The sequence below is a fragment of the Pseudoalteromonas sp. NZS11_1 genome (assembly GCF_015864275.1).
Classification (GTDB): domain Bacteria; phylum Pseudomonadota; class Gammaproteobacteria; order Enterobacterales; family Alteromonadaceae; genus Pseudoalteromonas; species Pseudoalteromonas arctica.
Genome location: NZ_JADYXK010000009.1, coordinates 83,130 through 104,625, shown reverse-complemented (window position 1 = coordinate 104,625; position 21,496 = coordinate 83,130). Strand labels below are relative to the sequence as shown.

The following is a 21,496-nucleotide window of genomic DNA, read 5'->3' as shown; positions in this document are numbered from 1 at the left end:
TTTTGAAGCAGCTTTGGTATATACTATGCGCGTAGGTAAAAAGGTTTATCTACGCTTATTCACATCATTGCCAATTGTAGTACTTAATTGATTTCCAACTGAATACAATTATGTACTGTAATTGGTACTTTGATGACAACTTATTAGAATACATTTAAGGAATATTTTAAGTGCAAGCAATTATTAAAGAATTCAAACTAGGTCAACATACAGTGACTCTAGAAACTGGTGCAATCGCTCGTCAAGCAGACGGCGCTGTACTTGCAAGCATTGGCGACACTTCAGTTTTAGTAACTGTTGTTGGTAAGCGTGAAGCACAACCTGGCCAAGACTTTTTCCCACTAACAGTTAACTACCAAGAGCGTATGTACGCTGCTGGTCGTATCCCAGGTGGTTTCTTAAAGCGTGAAGGTCGTCCTAACGATGGCGAAACACTTATTGCACGTCTTATTGACCGTCCAATTCGTCCACTTTTCCCAAGCGGTTTTGTAAACGAAGTACAAGTTATTGCTACTGTTGTTTCTGTTAACCCTGAAATCCAACCTGATATGGTTGCGATGATTGGTACTTCAGCAGCACTTGCTATCTCTGGTATCCCGTTCAGTGGTCCAATTGGTGCATCTCGCGTTGGTTACATCAACGGCGAATACGTACTTAACCCTACATTAAAAGAGCTTGAAGAAAGCCAACTTGATTTAGTGGTAGCCGGTACTGATAAAGCGGTACTTATGGTTGAATCAGAAGCTAACGTACTTGCAGAAGACGTAATGCTTGGCGCTGTTGTATATGGTCATGAGCAATCTCAAGCGATCATCACTGCAATCGAAGAATTTAAAGCAGAAGCAGGCAAGCCTACTTGGGATTGGACTGCACCAGCTAAAAACGTTGCACTAGAAGATAAAGTTGCAGCAATTGCTGCTGATAAAGTAGGCGCAGCTTACTTAATCACTGATAAAGTAGCGCGTAAAGAAGCACTTGGCGTAGCTAAAGATGAAGTTGTTGCAGTGTTAACAGCTGAACTTGCTGAAGGCGAGTCTTTAGATAAGCAAGAAATTGGTAAAATCTTCGGTTCACTTGAGAAGAAAATCGTTCGTGGCCGTATCGCTTCTGGCGAAAAACGTATCGATGGTCGTGAACCAGATATGATTCGTGCACTAGATGTAATGACTGGCGTATTACCGCGTACTCACGGTTCTGCTATCTTTACTCGTGGCGAAACTCAAGCGTTAGTAACAGCTACACTTGGTACAGAACGTGATTCACAGTTAATCGACGATTTAACTGGTACTCATAAAAACCACTTTATGCTTAACTACAACTTCCCTCCATTCTGTGTAGGTGAAACTGGTTTTGTTGGTTCTCCTAAGCGTCGTGAAATCGGCCATGGTAACCTTGCTAAGCGTGGTATTGCTGCTGTAATGCCAACATTGACTGAATTCCCATATTCAATCCGTGTAGTATCTGAAATCACTGAATCAAACGGTTCATCTTCAATGGCTTCTGTATGTGGTACTTCACTTGCACTTATGAATGCCGGTGTACCAATTAAAGCGTCTGTTGCCGGTATTGCGATGGGTCTAGTTAAAGAAGACGATAAATTCGTTGTTCTTTCTGACATCTTAGGTGATGAAGATCACTTAGGTGACATGGACTTTAAAGTTGCCGGTACTGCTGCTGGTATTACAGCACTTCAAATGGATATCAAAATCGAAGGTATCACTCAAGAAATCATGCAAATTGCGCTTAAACAAGCAAAAGCTGCACGTTTACATATCTTAGAAGTGATGGATGAAGCAATTTCTGCTCCTTCTGAAGAGCTATCAATGTTTGCTCCTCGCATATACACAATGAAAATCCCACAGAAGAAAATCGCTGAAGTTATTGGTAAAGGTGGCGCAACTATTCGTCAGCTTACTGAAGAAACTGGTACAACGATTGAAATCGGTGACGACGGTACAATTAAAATTGCCGCTACTGATGGCGAAAGTGCAGCTAATGCAATTAGCCGTATTGAGCAATTAACAGCTGAACTTGAAGTAGGTACTATCTATGAAGGTAAAGTTGTACGTATTGTTGATTTCGGTGCGTTTGTAAACATTCTTCCTGGTAAAGATGGTCTAGTACATATTTCTCAAATTAGTACTGAGCGCGTTAATAACGTGGCTGATCACCTTTCTGAAGGTCAAGAAGTTAAAGTTAAAGTACTAGAAGTAGATCGCCAAGGCCGTGTACGTCTAAGTATTAAAGAAGCAATGGAATCAGCAGCACCTGCAGCTGACGCGCCAACTGACGCGTAATTGTTAACTTATTAATCTAGTTATATTAGCTAGATGATAAAAAAGGGGCTGTTTAGCCCCTTTTTTTATGCTTTAATGAAACCTTATTGGACAAGGTCTGTCTTATATTAATCGCGATATATCTTGGTATTAAGGATTTTAATGATACTCAAACATTTAGCTTTGGCATCTTTTGCTATTTTGTCTTTAAGCGCTTGCCAAACTACAACAGAATCAGAACCAACCCCGATTGTTAATGTGCCATTTACTGCACCTTTAGCCTCTGACTTCAGAAGTGAAATTGCTATTGCACGCTACTCAGAGTTATTGAATAGGGCTGACTTAAGCGAAGAGCAACAAGCTAAGCTTTATTACGACCGTGGTGTACTTTTCGATAGTCTAGGTATGACCACTCTTTCGCGTATTGATTTTAACCGCGCAGTAAAACTTAAGCCTGATTTAGCTGAAGTGTATAATTTTTTAGGTATTCAACATACGCTTATGCAGCAGTACGAAAAAGCCTATGAGTTTTTTGATTCAGCTCTAGAACTTGATGAAGAGCATGAATACGCCTATTTAAATCGAGGAATTGCACTGTATTACGGCGATAGAGCTGGCCTTGCTAAAAATGACTTTAACGAGTTTTTAGCCCGTTCTCCTAAAGATCCGTACCGTGTTTTATGGGTTTATTTAGCCCAGGCACAAGAGGATAATGTAATCGCACTTGATGCCCTTAAACAAAATGCGACTGCGCTTGATGAATCGCAATGGGCGTATCAGTTAATTTCTCTTTATACGGGCGATATGAGTGAACATGCGTTTTTATCAGGCATTAGTGATGGTGTTAGAACTGAGCAAGAATATGCGCAGCGTTTATGTGAAGCTTATTTTTACTTAGCCAAAATGCATCAAGCAGCGGGTGAGCTGTACTTAGCATCAGACTATTTTAGACTTGCGCTAGCAACCAATGTACATGAGTTTATTGAGTACAAATATGCGCGTTTAGAACTTGAGTTGATGGAAGGTGTTGACGCAAGTTAAGCGTTTTAAATTAATAGGTGTATTACTATGTTGTTTGTTAATTACAGGCTCGAGTAATCACCTTGGCGCTATTGGCTTTTGGCATGTTTTAAATACAAAAGCCAATGTTCTACAAAGTTATTGGAATTCACCAGCTTATTTTTCTGATCACCTAGAGCAGTTACCAAAGACCTCTTTAGCTATACTTGCTCGCAGTAAAATTTCCTCAGCACAATATATGTATTCTCTTAAGCTTATTAAAAGCAGTCAGAGTGATACTGCAAAACAATTTTGGCTCTCCGCTATAAATGACTTAACAATCCCAGAGCGTAAAATATTAGCAACAAAGTTACTTGATCAATCACGTTGGAGCGATTTAGAGTTACTCGCTAGTAAAAACAAATTACCAGCAGGGGATGTACTAAATCATCTAAAACTTCAATTAAAAACACCACAGAGTAAAATATCTACCGCGTTTATTCATGATCTTGGTTTTTCATCTTTAAGAAATATAAGCAAAACTAATAAGCAATGTATGTTTAACGTGCTGACTATGAGCGATCATCGCAGTGGCTTATATAAACTTACAGAGTTTATTAATGCTTATAATAAACAACCAGAGCCCCGTGAAAATATTTTTTGCTTTTCAAAACCCGTTTACGTTGCGGGTATGCTTGAGTGTAAAAGTAGTACTAGTCAAATAGCAAAGTGTGACTGGCAATCATCTAAAGTTAATAGCCAGCTTCCTAACAATTTTGATTTTATAGTGATGATGCCTAAAGATGGAACGGCTAATGTCACGAAGGGAACAATGCTAATAAACTCAAAAGCAAAATACAGTATATTTTTGCATGAGCTGATGCATTTTAACGGTTTTGAAGATGAATACGCTTTGCCTAAAACTAAGCAAGCATGGTTGTGTGCAAAAACGGGTTTTGTTGCACCTAATTTATTTATTTCTCATGGTGAGTCGCCGCCAACAGGTTGGCATAAAGCAAATAGTTGCCAAGTAGGGGGTACTGCTTATAAACCTAGTGAAAATTGGTCTATTATGCAATATCAGCAGTTAGGCCTCTCAGCGCAGTATAGACAACTTTGGTTGAAACATTTAGATATGACCAATGGTAACTTTTATCGTCACCCTGGCGCGCTTACATTTGCAAATAAGGCCATATTAAATTAACAATTATCAGTATTAATTAATTGTTTTTTTAGGCTTAATAAATTGTTAGTTCTTGTTTAAAAAACACCCATACAGAACCGCTTTTTATAGACAAAATCAGTGTTTTTCAGTATAACTATAGTCATTAATGTCGTTTAAAAACAGGCAGTAAAAGCATCACTTAGTATTAAAAAGAGATGCCCTAATAAACTTATGATAATAAAAGGCCCTACATTATGACTTTGCTCTGGATACCCTTGTTATCCTTAATTGGCAGTGTTATTTCTGCATGCACAGGTAAGTTATCCCGCAATTTAAGCACTAGTTTAACGGCTCTTGCGCCTTTGACGGCTTTGGGGATTACTCTATACCATGCACCTGCCGTTTTAGCGGGCGAAACCATTCGTTATTCTTTAGCTTGGATCCCGTCAATAGGACTCGATTTGTCTCTGCGGTTAGACGGCCTCAGTTTATTGTTTATGTTTATGATTTTAGGCATAGGCTTGCTCGTTATCCTCTACACCCGTTACTACCTAAGCGCTAATGACTCAATGGCTAAGCTATATAGTTACTTAATGCTATTTATGACTGCAATGCTTGGTATTGTTATGTCTAACAACGTCATTCAACTGTGGTTGTTTTGGGAATTAACGAGCATCAGCTCATTTTTATTAATTAGTTTTTGGTGGCATAAATCAGAAGCGCGAAAAGGCGCACGTATGGCGCTTGCTGTAACAGGCGTGGGCGGCTTAGCGTTACTTGCTGGATTGATGCTATTAGGTGATATTGTTGGTAGTTACGACCTAGATGTTATTCTAGCGAGTAAAGCAATAATTCAATCTCATGATTTATACGAAGTAGCATTGGTATTGGTGCTACTGGGTGCGTTTACTAAATCGGCACAATTTCCATTTCACTTTTGGCTTCCTCATGCAATGGCAGCGCCTACGCCAGTAAGCGCGTATTTACATTCTGCGACGATGGTAAAAGCCGGTATATTTTTGTTAGCACGTTTTCATCCTGCTTTGGCAGGCACCGATACTTGGTTCTTGCTCGTTGGGTTAACGGGTTTAGCTACGCTGTTGTTTGGCGCTTATATAGCATTATTCAAACACGACTTAAAAGGCTTGTTAGCCTATTCAACAATAAGCCATTTGGGTTTAATAACGCTATTACTCGGACTTGATACTGAGCTTGCGACTGTTGCTGCTATTTTTCACATAATTAACCATGCAACGTTTAAAGCGTCGTTATTTATGGCCGTTGGTATTATTGATCACGAAACGGGCACGCGCGATATGCGTAAATTAAATGGTATGTGGCGATACTTACCATACACTGCAACGCTTGCGATGGTCGCGGCGGCTGCAATGGCAGGAGTCCCTTTACTAAATGGCTTCTTGTCTAAAGAAATGTTTTTTGCAGAAACGCTGCATCAGCAAGTGCTTGGTTCTATGTCGTGGTTAATTCCAGTACTGGCAACTGTTGCAGGTGCATTAGCTGTTGCGTACTCAGCACGCTTTATTCATGACGTGTTTTTTAATGGTGAACCAATTGATTTACCTCGTACGCCGCATGAGCCACCGCGCTATATGCGTGTACCAATAGAAATACTCGTTGTGATTTGTTTGTTAGTGGGTATGTTCCCGCACTTTACAATTGATGGCATTTTATCTGCGGCGTCTTTAGCTGTACTTGGAAAAGAAATGCCAGTGTACGAATTGGCTATCTGGCATGGGTTTAACTTGCCTCTACTAATGAGTGCGATGGCGATTGCTGGTGGCTTATTTATTTATATTAATCGTAAATATCTATTTCAATTTCAAGCATCATTACCACCTCTAAACGCTAAAAAAACGTTTGAACGTGTGATATTAAGCGTTATTGCTTGGTGTCAGTCAAAGGTAAGCAGTATCGAAAATGGATCGCTACAGCGCTACCTTGTAATTATGCTAGCAGTAGTATTACTGTGTGCGGGTTGGCCATTATTTGAAATGCAACAACTTGCCGGTAGCATGCCACTTACGCCTGTTGATGTGCACAATGCAATTGGTGCAGGCTTATTGATTATTGGTGCTCTTGCTACCGTTATTTGGCATCGCTCTCGAATGGTGTCGCTATTAATGCTCTCAATTGTAGGATTAATGGTGTCGGTTGTATTTACACGCTTTTCTGCTCCAGATTTAGCGCTTACGCAGCTAACTGTTGAGGTTGTTACTATTATTTTACTTATGCTGGCATTGTTTTTCTTGCCTCAGCATACGCCAAAAGAATCAAGTTCATTACGCGTACTTCGAGACTTAGCAATAGCCTCTACGTTAGGTGTAGTGATAGCGAGTATTTGTTATGCATTACTTACACGTCCATTAGATTCAATCTCAGACTTCTTTATTGCTAACGCTAAAATTGGTGGCGGTGGTACTAACGTAGTTAACGTTATTTTAGTCGACTTTAGGGGCTTTGATACGCTTGGTGAAATTACCGTATTAGGCATTGCCGCATTAGGTATATTTAAAGTACTTTCTCGAATCCCATTATTTATGCCAGCGAGCGACAGCGAAGGGCGCCCATGGGCACGAGAGCGCCATCCAATATTACTGGCGAGTATTTCACAAAGTTTATTACCGCTTGCGTTATTAGTTTCTGCATATATTTTCTTACGTGGGCATAACTTACCTGGTGGTGGCTTTATTGCTGGGTTAGTAACGTCAATCGCGTTTATTTTGCAATACATGGCGCATGGTACAGCATGGATAAACGAACGCTTTGATGTTAATTATCGCAAAATTATAGCCTCAGGCATTGGTATTTCTTTGTTTACAGGTGTGGGTAGTTGGTTCTTCGATAAGCCATTTTTAACAACTTGGTTTGACTACTTTGATATTCCGTTTGTCGGTAAAACAGAGCTTGCCAGCGCGATTGCATTTGACCTAGGTGTTTACTTAACTGTTGTAGGCGCTACGTTAATGATTTTAGCAAGCTTAGGTAATATGACAGCAGATACCCAGAAAAAAGAGGTAAATATTTAATGGAATTATTGTACGCATCTTGCGTTGGAGTATTGGTCAGTTGCGGTGTATTTTTACTGCTGAGAGCTCGTACATTCCCTGTAGTACTTGGGCTTACTATGATTTCATACGCTGTTAATCTATTTTTGTTTTCAGCAGGTCGCCTTACTATTAATAAAGCGGTAGTACTTGGTACTGGCACAGAATACGCCGATCCTCTACCTCAAGCATTAGTACTAACTGCAATAGTGATTGGTTTTGCGATGACCGCATTTGTGGTTATTTTGGCAATACGTGGGCGCGCCGATTTAGGTAGTGACCATGTTGATGGTTATGTGCCTAACACCTCTGCAGATAATAAGGAGCAAAAATGATCCAACATTTAGCTTCGCTACCTATTTTATTACCTATGTTGACGGCAGTTATTTTATTGCTGCCGCCATGTGGTAAAAGCGTCAAAATTCGCCGCTTAGTTTCAATTGTAATGGCAATAGCTACTTTTGCCATTAGTGTGCTTTTACTTGTACATATTAATAATACAGGTATTAATGTTTACGCTATTGGTAGTTGGTCTGCACCATTTGGGATAGTCTTAGTCGCTGACATGTTATCTACCTTATTGGTTACGTTAACTTCACTTTTAGGTTTGGGCGCTATTTTATATGGTAGTGCTGGCGATGATGAAAAGGGCAGCTTTTATCATCCACTTGTTCATTTTTTAATATTGGGTGTAAATGGCGCGTTTTTAACTTGCGATTTATTTAACCTATTTGTATTTTTTGAAGTGTTACTGATTGCATCATATGCACTGTTAATGCATGCAGGTGATAAACAAAACACTCGTGCGGCACTGCAATATGTAATATTAAATTTAGTTGGCTCAAGCGTATTTTTAATCGGTTTGGGTATTTTGTACGGTGTACTTGGTACGCTTAATATTGCAGATATGGCGCAAAAAGTATCACAGCTTTCGGGCGATGATGTATACCTAGCAAAAGCAGGTGGTTTATTACTATTAATTGTATTTGCTTTAAAGGCCGCACTATTACCTCTGCATTTATGGCTTCCAAATACGTATTCAAGCGCTAAACCTGTGGTTGCTGCATTGTTTGCGATTATGACCAAAGTAGGCGTTTACGCCATGCTTCGTGTTTACACGGTGATATTTGGCGAACAAGCAGGAGCGCTTGAACATATGGCGCAGCCTTGGCTTTGGGGCTTAGCAATTGCCACCATTATAGTGGGTGCCATTGGCGTTATGGCAGCGCAAGACTTACGTAAACTCACCTCTAACTTAGTATTAGTATCGGTAGGTACGTTGGTTGCGCTAATTGCATTGCAAAATGTAAATGCCACTGCTGCACTTTTATATTATTTAGTGCATTCAACACTTGTTAGTGCCGCACTGTTTTTACTAGCAGACCTTGTTTCTACGCAGCGCGGTAAAGTTGGTGATAGGCTAGTAGCGGGTCGCTCTGTTAAACAACCATTTTTATTAGGTGTGTGCTTTATTGTTGCGGCTTTAACTGTAGTTGGTATGCCGCCACTATCAGGCTTTGTAGGTAAAATTTGGATACTTAAAGCCACATTAAATAGTGAGCAAGCTTTACTATTTTGGCCTGTATATTTAGTAACAAGCTTCGCGTTGTTGGTAGCGCTTTCGCGTGCTGGCACGACCTTGTTTTGGGAGCATAAAAGTAAAAATAGCGAAAACGCAGATTGTGCAAATGCACACCCGTTGCAGGTAATTGTAATTATAGGTTTACTTGCGTGTTCGCCATTGCTCGTTATTTTTGGCGGACCAATAAGTGAATACATGCTAGGTGCTGCTACTCAGTTACATGATATAAGCGGCGGTATTAATGCTGTACTTAAAGGAGGCATGTGATGAGATTACAAGCCCGTTTTCGTTGGTTACCAACGCCATTTCGTAGCTTATTTTTGTTTATGGTTTGGCTATTGTTAAATAATAGCGTGTCGGTAGGGCACTTAGTATTAGCGACTATTTTTGCAATACTTATCCCGATATTAAGTTTTTCGCTTCGCGAGCCTCAGCCACTAATTTTAAAGCCGGGCTTGGCTCTTAAGCAGTTGCTTATTGTGCTGTACGATATTGTCGTAGCAAATTTACAAGTGGCTTTACTTATACTTGGGCCATCTAAAAATTTGCGTCCGGCATTTATAAAAGTACCGATAGATTTAACTCATGATATGCCAATTACCATATTGGCCAGTAGTGTATCGCTTACACCCGGTACAGTGAGTGCAGAGGTTTACCCAATTGCTGAATCGTTACCTGAGGGTGAAGAGCCAACACAACGCTACTTATTAATACATGTGCTTGACCTTAAAGATGAAGAAGCACTTATCAAACAAATAAAACAACGCTACGAAGCTCCACTAAAGGAGATATTTCAATGTTAGACACCGTATTACTCATTGTTTTTTCGATGATTGGCTTATCATTATTGCTTAATTTATGGCGATTGATCATTGGTCCATCAGTGCCTGATCGTGTTTTAGCGCTCGATACAATGTACATTAACGTCATTGCACTGATTATTTTATATAGCATTAGTATGGATACAGGGCTTTATTTTGAAGCTGCACTGCTTATTGCCATGCTAGGTTTCATAAGTACAGTTGCAGTGTGTAAGTATTTACTACGTGGCGATATAATTGAATAAGGTGAAAACATGATCAGCGAATGGGTTGTATCAATATTATTGTTATTTGGTGGTACGTTTATTTTAATTGGCTCAATAGGCTTAGTTAAACTACCTGACTTTTTTATGCGTTTGCATGGGCCAACTAAAGCAACAACGTTGGGCATGGCAAGTATGCTAATTGCAGCTATGGTTTATTTTGCAAATTCAGGGCATGGCCTAAGTGTTAAAGAAATACTCATTACTATATTTTTACTAATTACGGCACCGATTAGTGGTTACATGCTAATAAAGTCAGCTATTCATCATAAGCTAAAAGCCAAAGAAGGCACTAAAGGCCTAGATAATGTAGAAGACGATTAACATAAAAATATATTTATAAAAGGCCGAATAAATTCATTTTATTCGGCCTTTTTAGTGACTGCTTGTACCCTTTACAAGACTAATTAATAATGTAACTATAAAACGATTATTTATATGAAAGGATATTATTATGGGTAAGGTACTACTTTTATCATTACTGATTTTTTCTAGTAGTTTGTATGCTGAACAAAATACTAAGCAGCAAAAAATAGATGAACTTATTAGTGTAATGAATTTAGATTCAATGGTTGATTCTATGTACGGCCAGGTTGAAGGCATGATGAAAGGCATGTCAGACCAAATGGGCGTTAAGCCTTCTGAACAGGCAATTTTTGATAAATACTACAGCGACATGACGACGGTATTAAAAACCGAAATGAGCTGGGCCAAAATGCAGCCGATGATGATTAGCGTGTACGACAAACATTTTAGTGAGCAAGAAATTGCCGATATGTTAGCGTTTTATAAAACAGATACAGGGCAAAAAATACTTGAAAAAATGCCTGTTGTAATGCAAGAGTCTATGCAAATGTCACAAAGCTTAATGAAAGATGCTATGCCTAAAATACAAACTTTAGCGCAGCAACTAAGCGACGAATTAGAGCAAAGCCGTAGCGAATCAAACTAGGGCTGCGCATGTTTGGTATTTATGCTGCGTTATCGCCTATTTATGGGGAGTAACCACACTACATAGGCTCTGCCTTGCCTAAAGACCAAACAGTCTGCTGTAAATTAAACCACCAATGATCAACACGCCCTTAGATTAATACGCGCCTTACTTAGGCGCTTCTCTCCTAAATTACCCCCCTCCAGATAATACACGGCCGATATCAGCTTAAGTTAATTATGTTTGTGTCACTATACCAATAACCAACAATACTTAATCAATTTGAGGGATTAAATTCGGCGTTAACTGCGTTAAACATTTTGATATACGACTGCATGGATGCAGAGGCAATTAGTGATAACAACTAAATAACGAAACCTTTGCCTTGTTATCAACACTATTTTCTTGTCTTAAATAGGTTACTTAATTAAGCGAATTGGTATTATTTTATTAGTTTTAAAATAGTCATTGACCTATGTGTTGCACCTAGGTTTATTATGAAGCTACTGAAACACGACGGAGCTAAATTATGTATGTTAAACAACTCGCCAAGTTAATGGGCGTGACTGCCGATACTGTTCGTCATTACACACGTGTTGGGTTACTTAACCCAATACGCAGTGAAGAAAATGGCTATCAAGAGTATACAAAGCAAGACCAGCAGCGTTTAAAGTTTATTATTAGCTCTCGTCAACTTGGTTTTTCACTCAAAGATATTCAACACATTATAGGCGAGTCAGAGCAGGGGAATTGTCCTTGTCCGTTAACGCGTAAACTCATTACTAAACGCCTAGAAGAAACCGAAGCACTATTTCAAGAAACATTAAAATTACGAAACAGAATGCATGCAGCTCTGGCGCAATGGGATACATCAGCCGATGGTGCAAATGCCAGTGACGTGTGTAGTTTAATAGAATCATTTGTTGATCCAATAAACGATTCTGCAAATAAGGAGCAGCGTAATGACGACTAATACAAAAGACACCGCGCAAAACTTTATTATTGAAGGTGCTAATTGCGGCAGTTGTGTGGCTAAAATTGAAAAAGCCCTTAATAGCGTGCAAGGCGCGCAAAATGTAGAAATGAACTTTGCTGAGCGTACAGTACGTGTAGAAGGTAAAGCTTGCGAAAGCACGCTTATTAAAGCAGTCGAAAACATTGGTTATTCAGCTAAGCCAATGAGTAACGAGTCTGATCAAGATGCACTTGATGAAAAAGCAAAGTCGGACGAGGCACATTACAAAAAGCTAATGCGTAATATGATATTAGCGTTAGGGGTCGGTGCACCGTTAATGATATACGGGCTTATTTTTGACATGAGTGTGACCACCGACACACAACGAATAGCATGGTTTTTAGTGGGTATAGTCACGCTTGTGGTTATGGCTATATCAGGTAAACAATTTTACAACGGTGCATGGCAGGCATTCAAAAACCATGCTGCCAATATGGATACATTAATAGCGCTTGGTACAGGTACTGCGTGGTTGTATTCAATGTTTGTGGTAATAGCACCAAACTTATTACCACAAGTCGCAAGACACGTATATTTTGAAGCATCATCGATGATCATCGGTTTAATTAGTTTAGGGCTCGCTTTTGAAGTAAAAGCACGTGGGCGCACCTCACAAGCAATTAAACGCTTAATTGGCCTGCAACCAAAAACTGCACGCGTAATTCGCGATGGGCAAGAGCAAGACATCGACATTAGTGATGTGGTAAAAAATGATGAAGTACGCGTACGCCCGGGTGAAAAAATCCCTGTGGATGGCGATGTTATTGAAGGCAGCAGTACGGTTGATGAGTCAATGCTTACTGGTGAGCCAATGGCTGTAAGCAAAAAAACGGGCGACAAAGTCGTTGCCGGAAGTATTAATAAAAGTGGCACTTTATTATTTAAAGCCACGCACATTGGTAGCGAAACCACACTGGCTAATATTATCAATATGGTAAAACGTGCACAAAACTCTAAGCCATCAATAGGGCGCTTAGCTGATGTTATATCAGGAATATTTGTACCAACAGTCATGATTATTGCAGTACTTGCGGGTCTTGCATGGTTAAACTTTGGACCTGAGCCATCAATTGCTTATGCCGTTGTTGCAATAACCACTGTACTTATTATTGCGTGTCCTTGTGCGCTAGGACTCGCAACCCCTATGTCGGTTATGGTGGGTATTGGTAAAGCTGCAGAGTCAGGAATATTAATTCGAAATGGTGAGTCGCTGCAAACAACATCTAAAATCACCACCATTATTTTAGATAAAACAGGCACTATTACTCAAGGTACACCGCAAGTTACCGATGTAGTTACGTTTAATAACAGTGATGAAAATACAGTAATGCAACGTGTTGCAAGCCTTGAAAGTAGCTCAGAGCATCCACTGGCAGAAGCAATTACGGCACACGCTAAAAAGCAGGGCTTAGCTTTAAGTAAAGTAGCCGACTTTAACGCAATTACAGGTAAAGGTGTAACTGGCAGTGTTGACGGGCAAACATTGTTGTTTGGTAATAAAGCGCTAATGGATAAATACGATGTAGCCGTTGATGATGCAACCGAGCAAGCTCAAACACTTGCCGGTGATGCTAAAACGCCCATGTATTTTGCAAGTAATAATAAGCTCCACGCTATTATTGCAGTAGCAGATCCTATTAAAGAGGATTCAGTTGAAGCTATTAAACGCCTGCAAGATAAAGGTATCCACCTAGTTATGCTAACTGGTGACAACAAAGCCACTGCACAAGCCGTTGCTAAGCAAGTTGGTATTGATGACTTTATTGCAGAAGTAATGCCCGATGACAAAGTAAACGAAGTAACAAAGCGCCAAGCAAACGGTGAAATAGTGGGTATGACAGGTGACGGTATTAACGATGCCCCCGCACTTGCGCAAGCCGATGTAGGGTTTGCAATTGGCACAGGTACCGATGTTGCAATAGAAAGTGCAGACATTACCTTAATGCGTGGTTCGTTACATGGTCTTGCTGATGCAATTGCAGTGAGTAATGCAACTATTTCAAATATTAAACAGAACCTATTTGGTGCCTTTATTTATAACGTGGCGGGTATTCCGATTGCAGCCGGCGTGTTGTATCCATTTTTTGGAATACTACTTAACCCTGTTGTTGCAGGTGCAGCTATGGCACTTTCATCGCTTACAGTGGTAAGTAACGCTAATCGCTTACGTTTTTTCAAACCAAATAAATCGTAATTTAAGCTAAGGAGTACATTATGTTGATGATTAATATAGGTGGTGCACTGTTAATAGCCGCAATTATTTATTGGTTTTGGCTATACAAACCAGAGCAAACACAAAGTGATGACAACAAAGTAACGATAGTCGTTGATAACGGTGTTTATAAGCCAGGACACATTAAAGTGGCAGCCAACAAAGAGGTTGTACTTACCTTTGATAGAAAAGATGGCGCGCCGTGCGCCGAAACTGTGGTATTTCCACAGCTTGATATAAGTAAAACGCTGGCAATGGGTGATGACAATACAGTTAAACTACCTGCGCTTGAAGCCGGTGAGTATGACTTTCATTGCCAAATGCAAATGTACAAAGGCAAGCTAGTTGCGCAGTAGTCTGAACTAAGTAGGTGTTGGGGTCGTATAGTTGCCTCATATAAGTTATGAGTAGGAGTGGTTACATTAAATGAATAAATTAAACCCTAAAAAATTATTGAATAGTAAATGGACCGCAACACCTTCTATAAATAAAGAAAAACACTTCATTATTGTTGAGGTGGAATTTGATGAAGATGGCAATGTAATTGAATGTATTACCGAGGCTGTTATGTCAAAAAATCAATACCCAATTAGTTGGCGAGATTTAAAAGATAACCAAAAGTGGCTACAAGGGTGGAAGTAGTTTAAATCTACATAATTTATCTCACTCCAATAGCGGCACATTTGCAGATAGCTGGAACACGATATAGGTTTGCTTAACTCAAGCGAACCTATATTTTACGGCGCATTAAGTTATGAACTCAATGCTATAACTTAGCTCATATATCACATTCTTTCTGAGTAATTCGCCATTTGGCAACAAAACAGTTAATTTCAAAGTATCCTTCCAAAATTTTTATAACAAATCTCAAAAACAATGTAACTTACTGATTATAAGTAAATTAATTTTTTAATAGCCGCGAATAAATCCTATGTTACTTCCATGTTCATATTCAGTTTATTTTGAAGACTAACCCGAACGCCCCCGTTATTGGCTTTTTAGCTAAAGTGTGTCTTTTTAATTAAACTTAACCAATTGATTTATAGTGGTTTATTATTTTTAGTTAAATGGCTGTTGCTAAATAGCAACAATAACACCTCCCCAAATTAAGTATCTTTTGCTTTATATCGTTTAACTCATTGTTTTTAAGTAATAAATAAAAAGTGGCACCGAAGTTGTAATACCTAGAGTGTATTAAGCAAAACGTGATGAAAGCCAAAGGCCTTAATCGCAACAACCCAATGAAGGAATACTATTATGAAAACATTTCAATCAACATTAGTACTAATGGCGCTAGCTTCTTCATCAGCGGCTTTTGCAGCAACAGATTTTGATACGCTAGACGTAGATGGTAATGGCGCAATCAGCCAAGCCGAAGCTTCAGTAGATGCTGAGCTTTTAAGCAAATTTGAAGAACTCGATACAAACCAAGATGGTGAGCTATCCGAAGATGAGTTTTCTAAGGCCTAAAATTAAAGCCTTAAGCAGTTAATGCTCTGTAATGTTATCTAAATTCTGAGTTGCCAAAGACAACCTAAGTAGGCAAGGGAGCCTACTAAAAAGAATAACCAGGAAGTGACTAGAGAGCACTATAGAGCAAATTTATTTAGGACACCGCATACTTTTGAAGGATTAAATTATGAAAAAGCTACAATCAACATTTGTACTTATGGCTATTGTTTCTTCGTCAGTAGTATTTGCAAACACAGACTTTGAAACACTCGACGCAGACGACAACGCTTCAATTAGCCAAACTGAAGAATCGGCGCAAGTGATAGAGCAATTTGACGAGCTGAATGTTCAAAGCAGCGGTGGTCCGACAGAAAATGATTTTTTTGAATATTAATTTATAAACACTTTACTCCTAAAGGATCTTTGAAAAGGACTTCTTACCCCTAATCAGGCTCATAGCCTAAGGAAACGATTATGAAAACAACTCTAGCTTTTGTAGCCCTAGCTTCTTCTTCAGCGGCGTTTGCTGCGGTAGATTTTGATTCTTTTGATGCTGATGGCGACGGCGTAATTAGTAAAACAGAAGCCCAAGTTAACTCTCAACTAGTACAGCTTTTTGATCAATTAGATGCAGATGGAAATGGCGAGTTATCTAAAGAAGAGTTTTCGAAGGTTCAGTAACAGGCTTTATATTTAAGTTAGTCGTAAAGCCTTACCAGTCATACTCACAAAGCAGCTAAGTAATTAATACTTAGCTGCTTTTTTGTGCATTTAATTTAATATATTACTATTTAGTCACCAAAGTAGTGCAAAAGTTGAGTTTGAATAGTATCAAGTTGCTGATTATTAAGTTATTTTATTGTTGGTTTTAAACTTGCAAATCTATTTATAACTTAGGTCAATGAGTATTTAAAATGGCGCGAATGAGTTATATCAGTAGTGTTGAGCGCTACCACGAATATGAGCATGTAATACACAGCTTACTTGAATCTATTTTGATGAGTATTGAGGATGGGTTAACTAAAGAGCGTGATACCCGCTACCTGATTAAGCAGTACCCATTTTTAGAATTACAATATTGTTTAAATGCAGAAGGTTTGCAGCAGGGTAATAATGTCTGCTTTAAACGGGCATATAGCAAAAAACTAGGTGAAAGTGGTAATCAACAAGATTTAAGCGAGCGACCCTATTTTTTGAACGCTAAAACAAGTGATAGAGTGTGCTTTACTGATCCCTACATTTCTATAGCGACTAACCATTTATGTATATCGGCGATTAAAGAACTAAAAAAACCAATTAATAATCAACATTACTTGGTCGTTGATGTGAGCTTAACGCAGCTTATTGAGTTTGTAATGGGTGATACTGCGCGCGCTAATATGTCGCCTTACTTCAAAGCGGGTTACGGTATTATTGTTGCATGCTTATTTTGCTTAGTATTATTTTTACTGAATATCGTTTTTAATGATATATACGCGCTATTAACCCATGTAGATACCTCATCAGACCCACTTGAACCCTTTAGTATCATTATTTACATCACCCTAGCATTAGCAGTATTCGATTTAGGTAAAACAATACTCGAAGAAGAAATCCTTATGCATAAGGATATTTTTAGGCACTCATCTACGCGGCGCACTATTACACGGTTTATATCTACCGTGTTGATTGCTATATCAATTGAGGCGCTGTTAACTATGTTTAAAGCGGCGCTGGGGCAATCGGAATATTTAATGCCTGCAATAGCGATGATGCTTGCAGTAGTGGGGCTTTTAATTGCACTGGCTATCTATGTTTACTTAGGGGCAAAAGCCGAAACGCTATTAATGCGGGCTCGTTTAAAACAAAAATCCTCCAAGTAGGAGGATTTTTATATTACATAACTATCAATAGTTATTTATTGTTTATCTTGCGCGCGTTTGGCTTTAAAGTCAGACTCGCTCGTCCACTTTGGCCAATCGCCATTGTTTGCAAGTTGAGTGGCTATATCAACAATAAGATCTATATCTTGCTTAACGCCACCTAACGACCAATCAGCTGAGTAGTCGTCTGCTTCTTTATGGTATTTATGCGCAATGTACTCAGGATCGGTATCGCCCAGGCTCATAAATAATAGACTAGGCACACCTTGCTTAGAAAGTGAGAAATGATCAGATCTAAAAAATAAGCCATTTTGCGGGCGAGGATCCATTTTAACAACACGGCCTTGTGATTTTGCAGCCTTTGCTAAATAGTTTTCCATTGTCGATAAATCTTTACCGTATTGTAAAATGTAGTCAGTGCCATCAAGCACGTTCATGCCATCAATATTTAATAGACCGACCATTTTTTTTGTAGGTACAACCGCACCCGATGCAAATTCTTCAGAACCAATTAACCCCGTTTCTTCTGCTGTAAAGTTAGCAAAAATAATTGAGCGTTTAAATGGTTTTTGCTTATTCATTTTGCTCATGATGCGTGCTATTTCAAGCGTGGCTGCAGTGCCTGAAGCGTTATCTACTGCGCCGTTATAAATCTTAGGGCCAGTATCAGTTTGTTTAGTACCAAAGTGGTCCCAGTGAGCGCTAATAACAACGTATTCGTCAGGTGATTCGCTACCTGTAATTTGTGCAACTACGTTATGCGATTTTGCATGAGATACTTCGTTTTTAAAGGCAAGGTTTGCTTTTAAGTTAAGTGGCGTCGCTTTAAAGTCATCATTTAATGCTGCTTGTTTTAAATCTTGATAGTTAAGCTTTGCGGCGTTAAACATTTTCTCAGTCGCATCAAGTGTTAGCCAGCCCATAACCGGTAATTTAGACGCGTTTAAATTGTTATCCATTAACGTGTATTTAGTGCCGGTGTTTGAACTTTCAACTACGCCCCAAGGGTATGCCGCAGGTGCTGTTTCATGAACAATAAATACAGCCTTTGCACCTTGGCGAGCGGCTTCTTCATATTTATAAGTCCAGCGACCGTAGTAGGTCATTGCATTGCCAGTAAAAAGGGCATCGTTTTGAGTAGCAAAGCCTGGATCGTTAACTAGCACAACCACTGTTTTACCAGTTACATCAATATTTTTATAGTCATTCCAGCTATATTCTGGCGCATTAATACCGTAGCCCGCAAATACAACGTCAGAGCTTCTTACATCAATTAATGGCTGAAGTTGCTCGGTACGTGCCGTAAAGTCTTTGCCTGATTCAAAGCTCAAATCACCTACCTTTAACTGCATGTCCTGATTAGCTGTCACCATTGCCATTTTTACAGGCTGTAAGTATTTACCTTTATAAGCACCGGTTAAACCCAGCGCTTTATATTGCTCGCTTAAGTAGCCTACTGTTTTCACTTCGCCATGAGTAAGCGGGCCTCGGCCTTGAAAGTCATCAGAGGCTAGCGTTTTAATATGCTGTTTAATATTGCTAAGGCTTACACCGGCTGTATTTTCTAATGGGGTTTGTTGGCTTGCAGGCTCTGAGCAGCCAAAGAGTGCAACTAGCAGGCTTAGGCTAGCGCTTTTTAAAAGAGTAGATGCCATAGTCTTCATATTGTTATTTAATTAGGCTTTCAATATAAAGGAAGCACCGCAGCGATGTCGAATTTTTATAGAGAACTTTTCATTCAATTGCAGATTGATTTGATAAGGTGTATAAATAACGAACAACCTAAGGGAGCACATAATGAGCCAATGTAAAAAAAGTGGGTATTTATTTATAGCTAGTGGCATTGCATTTTTTGCTGCTGCAATATTAGCTGAGCAGGAGACATTTTTTGTGCTGTCTGCTTCTTTTATAATATTGGGCACTATAAGTATAAAAAAAGCGGCTTAATAACCGCTTAGTTTTTTTAGCTAAATATAAAGCTTAAATACAATACTTGGCACTAAAAGCAAAAAACCAGCATTAGCTGGTTTTTTAGTATAAGTTGCAGTTAGCTTTATGCGTCTGCAAGCTTTACGCGGATCTTACTTTTATCAACAGTAGATTGGTTAAGTGCTTTAATGGCGCTTTTACTTTCTATGTCGTTTGGCATTTCTAAAAAGGCAAAGCCTTTAGATTGGCCAGTTTCTTTATCAAGTACCAAGTTGCAGGTAGTCACTTTACCGTGCTCTGCAAATAAAGTACGAAGCTCATGCTCAGTGGTAGCACGAGACAAGTTACGAACTAATAGTTTCATAATGAACCTAAATAATTATGTCAGTATTAATTATCTCAAGTAACTCAGCTTTAACCTAATTTTATTTTAAAACATATATAAATAAACGTTCTATAGGAATAATTGTTTGTATCACACTGAAAAAACATAGCTTTTATAATTTCAAATGGATTGTCATCAAATTGGTCATGTTAATTGGTAATTGAGTTGTGGTTATTTGCATAGTTAATTGGTAAGTTTATGTTTTATTAACTTACTATTAACTATAAAGCTAACAATGCCTAAATATAATCTTAAACTGTGTAATGTAATTACAACCGCACTTCTATCTTATTTAGTTGTTGGTTGTGGCAGCTCTGGCTCTGATTCTACGGTGCAAAATAATGAAGCGATTACTTTACAAACTCCTGCAATAATTGGTGGTAATAGCCGAGGCGAAGTTATTAGTGATAGTAATGATGCAATAACAGGCTCATTAACTATTACTGATCAACAACCCGGCGAGTCTGCTTTTATAGCACAAGAAAATAGCGCTACAAGCTATGGTTTTTTTAGCTTAAATGCTGGTGGAGATTGGTCATACACACTTGATGATTTAAATACTTTAATAACATCTCTTAATGAGGGTGAAACACTGCAAGACACAATAACAGTAAACTCTGTAGATGGTACTAGCGCACAAATTATCATAACAATTGTAGGTGCACCAATAGCTCAACCTGATGGCTTTGAGAACATTTCGAACGTGTTATTACAATCAGATGGTGTAGATTCGGGTCTTGACGCATATACACTTATTGAAAATGCATTCGGCGAAGGGTCAATTGAATCTCCAGACTTATACGCTGGCAATCATGAAAGTGTTGTCCATATTATCGAAGATACCGATACGATAATTGGTAACCATTTTGTATTTTTAGCCCACCGAGATGATGACCAAGATAAAGACAAAGGTGCAAGTGACAGACAACGCAACGAAATAAAAACCTACGATAAATCACCACAAGAAACACTGGCGTTTGAGGGTGAGACATTTCAATACAGCTGGAAATTTAAAGTAAGCAGCGAGCTTGAGCTTACGAGTAAGTTTAGCCATTTTTTTCAAATAAAAGCCCGTAACGAGAGTAACGACAACACCAATGGTAATGACGATCAGCCTATTATCACTCTCTCAGGTGCGCAAAAAAATAGTACAGGTAATCAACTACAGGTTCGATATAGCGCAGGGTTTGATGAAAACGGTAACGGCACGGGTCTTGATAAAAACTTAATTGAAACCGACTGGTCTTTAATTACAGATGAATGGGTCGAGGTATTTGTACAAGCTACATTTAGTGAAAGTGGTAAGCTTGATATGACATTAACGCGCTTAAGCGACAACGCAGAGATATTTAATATAAGCGAGCAAAACATAGATATGTGGCGCGGCTTTAATGATGATGATTTTGCTCGTCCTAAGTGGGGAATATACCGCTCAATTGTTGAAACCGACAGCCTTCAAGTTGATGAAGAACGTGTTAGGTTTGCTGATTTTTCTATCACAAGAGGTAAGTTAGCGCAGTAAGCTATTTTATCAATTAG

22 protein-coding genes are annotated in these 21,496 nt (G+C 38.9%); 20 read left to right on the top strand and 2 right to left on the bottom strand.

Annotated elements, in window-relative coordinates; genetic code table 11:
- Positions 1–170 precede the first annotated feature (170 nt).
- The 18 genes from pnp to I6F44_RS08965 all read left to right on the top strand — a co-directional run bounded on the left by pnp (position 171) and on the right by I6F44_RS08965 (position 17,643).
- Entirely contained in the window at positions 171–2,297 is a 2,127-nt protein-coding gene (gene pnp / locus I6F44_RS09050; protein ID WP_007585511.1) for a polyribonucleotide nucleotidyltransferase, read from the top strand.
- A gap of 141 nt (positions 2,298–2,438) precedes the next feature.
- The gene (nlpI, locus tag I6F44_RS09045) at positions 2,439–3,317 is read left to right on the top strand and encodes a lipoprotein NlpI (RefSeq protein ID WP_197173629.1); all 879 of its coding nucleotides are present in this window, start codon (positions 2,439–2,441) and stop codon (positions 3,315–3,317) included.
- Positions 3,304–4,479, top strand: a complete 1,176-nt coding sequence (locus I6F44_RS09040; protein WP_197173628.1) for a hypothetical protein — start codon at positions 3,304–3,306, stop codon at positions 4,477–4,479. Before nlpI ends, I6F44_RS09040 begins: the two co-directional genes overlap by 14 nt.
- A gap of 215 nt (positions 4,480–4,694) precedes the next feature.
- Positions 4,695–7,487 carry a monovalent cation/H+ antiporter subunit A gene (locus tag I6F44_RS09035; RefSeq protein ID WP_197173627.1) on the top strand — a complete coding sequence of 931 codons (2,793 nt, stop codon included), beginning with the start codon at positions 4,695–4,697 and terminating at the stop codon, positions 7,485–7,487.
- Positions 7,487–7,840, top strand: coding sequence for a Na+/H+ antiporter subunit C (locus tag I6F44_RS09030; RefSeq protein WP_010554685.1), 354 nt, complete (start codon positions 7,487–7,489; stop codon positions 7,838–7,840). The genes I6F44_RS09035 and I6F44_RS09030 overlap by 1 nt, the downstream gene beginning before the upstream one ends.
- Positions 7,837–9,354 (top strand): monovalent cation/H+ antiporter subunit D, encoded by a 1,518-nt coding sequence (locus tag I6F44_RS09025; RefSeq protein ID WP_197173626.1) that lies wholly within the window; start codon positions 7,837–7,839, stop codon positions 9,352–9,354. Before I6F44_RS09030 ends, I6F44_RS09025 begins: the two co-directional genes overlap by 4 nt.
- Entirely contained in the window at positions 9,354–9,890 is a 537-nt protein-coding gene (locus I6F44_RS09020) for a Na+/H+ antiporter subunit E (RefSeq protein WP_007585523.1), read from the top strand. Before I6F44_RS09025 ends, I6F44_RS09020 begins: the two co-directional genes overlap by 1 nt.
- Positions 9,884–10,153, top strand: coding sequence for a K+/H+ antiporter subunit F (locus I6F44_RS09015; RefSeq protein ID WP_007378493.1), 270 nt, complete (start codon positions 9,884–9,886; stop codon positions 10,151–10,153). Before I6F44_RS09020 ends, I6F44_RS09015 begins: the two co-directional genes overlap by 7 nt.
- A 9-nt stretch (positions 10,154–10,162) precedes the next feature.
- Positions 10,163–10,495 carry a Na+/H+ antiporter subunit G gene (locus I6F44_RS09010; protein ID WP_007585525.1) on the top strand — a complete coding sequence of 111 codons (333 nt, stop codon included), beginning with the start codon at positions 10,163–10,165 and terminating at the stop codon, positions 10,493–10,495.
- 130 nt (positions 10,496–10,625) lie between these two features.
- The gene (locus I6F44_RS09005) at positions 10,626–11,123 is read left to right on the top strand and encodes a DUF2059 domain-containing protein (RefSeq protein WP_010554687.1); all 498 of its coding nucleotides are present in this window, start codon (positions 10,626–10,628) and stop codon (positions 11,121–11,123) included.
- A 508-nt stretch (positions 11,124–11,631) separates the two neighbouring features.
- Positions 11,632–12,075: a MerR family transcriptional regulator gene (locus I6F44_RS09000; RefSeq protein ID WP_010554688.1), complete on the top strand. Its 444-nt coding sequence runs from the start codon at positions 11,632–11,634 to the stop codon at positions 12,073–12,075.
- Positions 12,065–14,311: a heavy metal translocating P-type ATPase gene (locus tag I6F44_RS08995; protein ID WP_197173625.1), complete on the top strand. Its 2,247-nt coding sequence runs from the start codon at positions 12,065–12,067 to the stop codon at positions 14,309–14,311. Before I6F44_RS09000 ends, I6F44_RS08995 begins: the two co-directional genes overlap by 11 nt.
- Before the next feature lie 20 nt (positions 14,312–14,331).
- Positions 14,332–14,685 (top strand): cupredoxin domain-containing protein, encoded by a 354-nt coding sequence (locus I6F44_RS08990; protein WP_197173624.1) that lies wholly within the window; start codon positions 14,332–14,334, stop codon positions 14,683–14,685.
- Positions 14,686–14,755: 70 nt separating this feature from the next.
- Positions 14,756–14,971, top strand: coding sequence for a TIGR02450 family Trp-rich protein (locus I6F44_RS08985; RefSeq protein ID WP_007585532.1), 216 nt, complete (start codon positions 14,756–14,758; stop codon positions 14,969–14,971).
- Positions 14,972–15,586: 615 nt separating this feature from the next.
- Positions 15,587–15,799: a calmodulin gene (locus I6F44_RS08980; RefSeq protein ID WP_007585535.1), complete on the top strand. Its 213-nt coding sequence runs from the start codon at positions 15,587–15,589 to the stop codon at positions 15,797–15,799.
- A 169-nt stretch (positions 15,800–15,968) separates the two neighbouring features.
- Positions 15,969–16,175 (top strand): calmodulin, encoded by a 207-nt coding sequence (locus I6F44_RS08975; RefSeq protein ID WP_197173623.1) that lies wholly within the window; start codon positions 15,969–15,971, stop codon positions 16,173–16,175.
- An 80-nt stretch (positions 16,176–16,255) separates the two neighbouring features.
- Positions 16,256–16,462: an EF-hand domain-containing protein gene (locus I6F44_RS08970; RefSeq protein WP_197173622.1), complete on the top strand. Its 207-nt coding sequence runs from the start codon at positions 16,256–16,258 to the stop codon at positions 16,460–16,462.
- A 233-nt stretch (positions 16,463–16,695) separates the two neighbouring features.
- Positions 16,696–17,643, top strand: coding sequence for a PDC sensor domain-containing protein (locus I6F44_RS08965; RefSeq protein WP_024591129.1), 948 nt, complete (start codon positions 16,696–16,698; stop codon positions 17,641–17,643).
- Between the two features lie 35 nt (positions 17,644–17,678).
- Here the strand turns inward: I6F44_RS08965 and I6F44_RS08960 are convergent, their stop codons facing one another.
- The gene (locus I6F44_RS08960) at positions 17,679–19,298 is read right to left on the bottom strand and encodes a M28 family metallopeptidase (RefSeq protein ID WP_169043892.1); all 1,620 of its coding nucleotides are present in this window, start codon (positions 19,296–19,298) and stop codon (positions 17,679–17,681) included.
- A gap of 142 nt (positions 19,299–19,440) precedes the next feature.
- Here I6F44_RS08960 and I6F44_RS08955 point away from each other — a divergent pair, with 142 nt between their 5' ends.
- Complete coding sequence (locus I6F44_RS08955) at positions 19,441–19,590, top strand: hypothetical protein (protein ID WP_007585545.1); 150 nt, start codon at positions 19,441–19,443, stop codon at positions 19,588–19,590.
- 106 nt (positions 19,591–19,696) lie between these two features.
- On the opposite strand, the gene I6F44_RS08950 is transcribed toward I6F44_RS08955, so the two are convergent.
- Complete coding sequence (locus I6F44_RS08950; protein WP_007585551.1) at positions 19,697–19,936, bottom strand: RNA recognition motif domain-containing protein; 240 nt, start codon at positions 19,934–19,936, stop codon at positions 19,697–19,699.
- A 256-nt stretch (positions 19,937–20,192) separates the two neighbouring features.
- Between I6F44_RS08950 and I6F44_RS08945 the strand changes: the two genes are divergently transcribed.
- On the top strand, positions 20,193–21,479 hold the full coding sequence (locus I6F44_RS08945) for a VCBS domain-containing protein (RefSeq protein WP_197173621.1): 1,287 nt from the start codon (positions 20,193–20,195) through the stop codon (positions 21,477–21,479).
- Positions 21,480–21,496 lie beyond the last annotated feature (17 nt).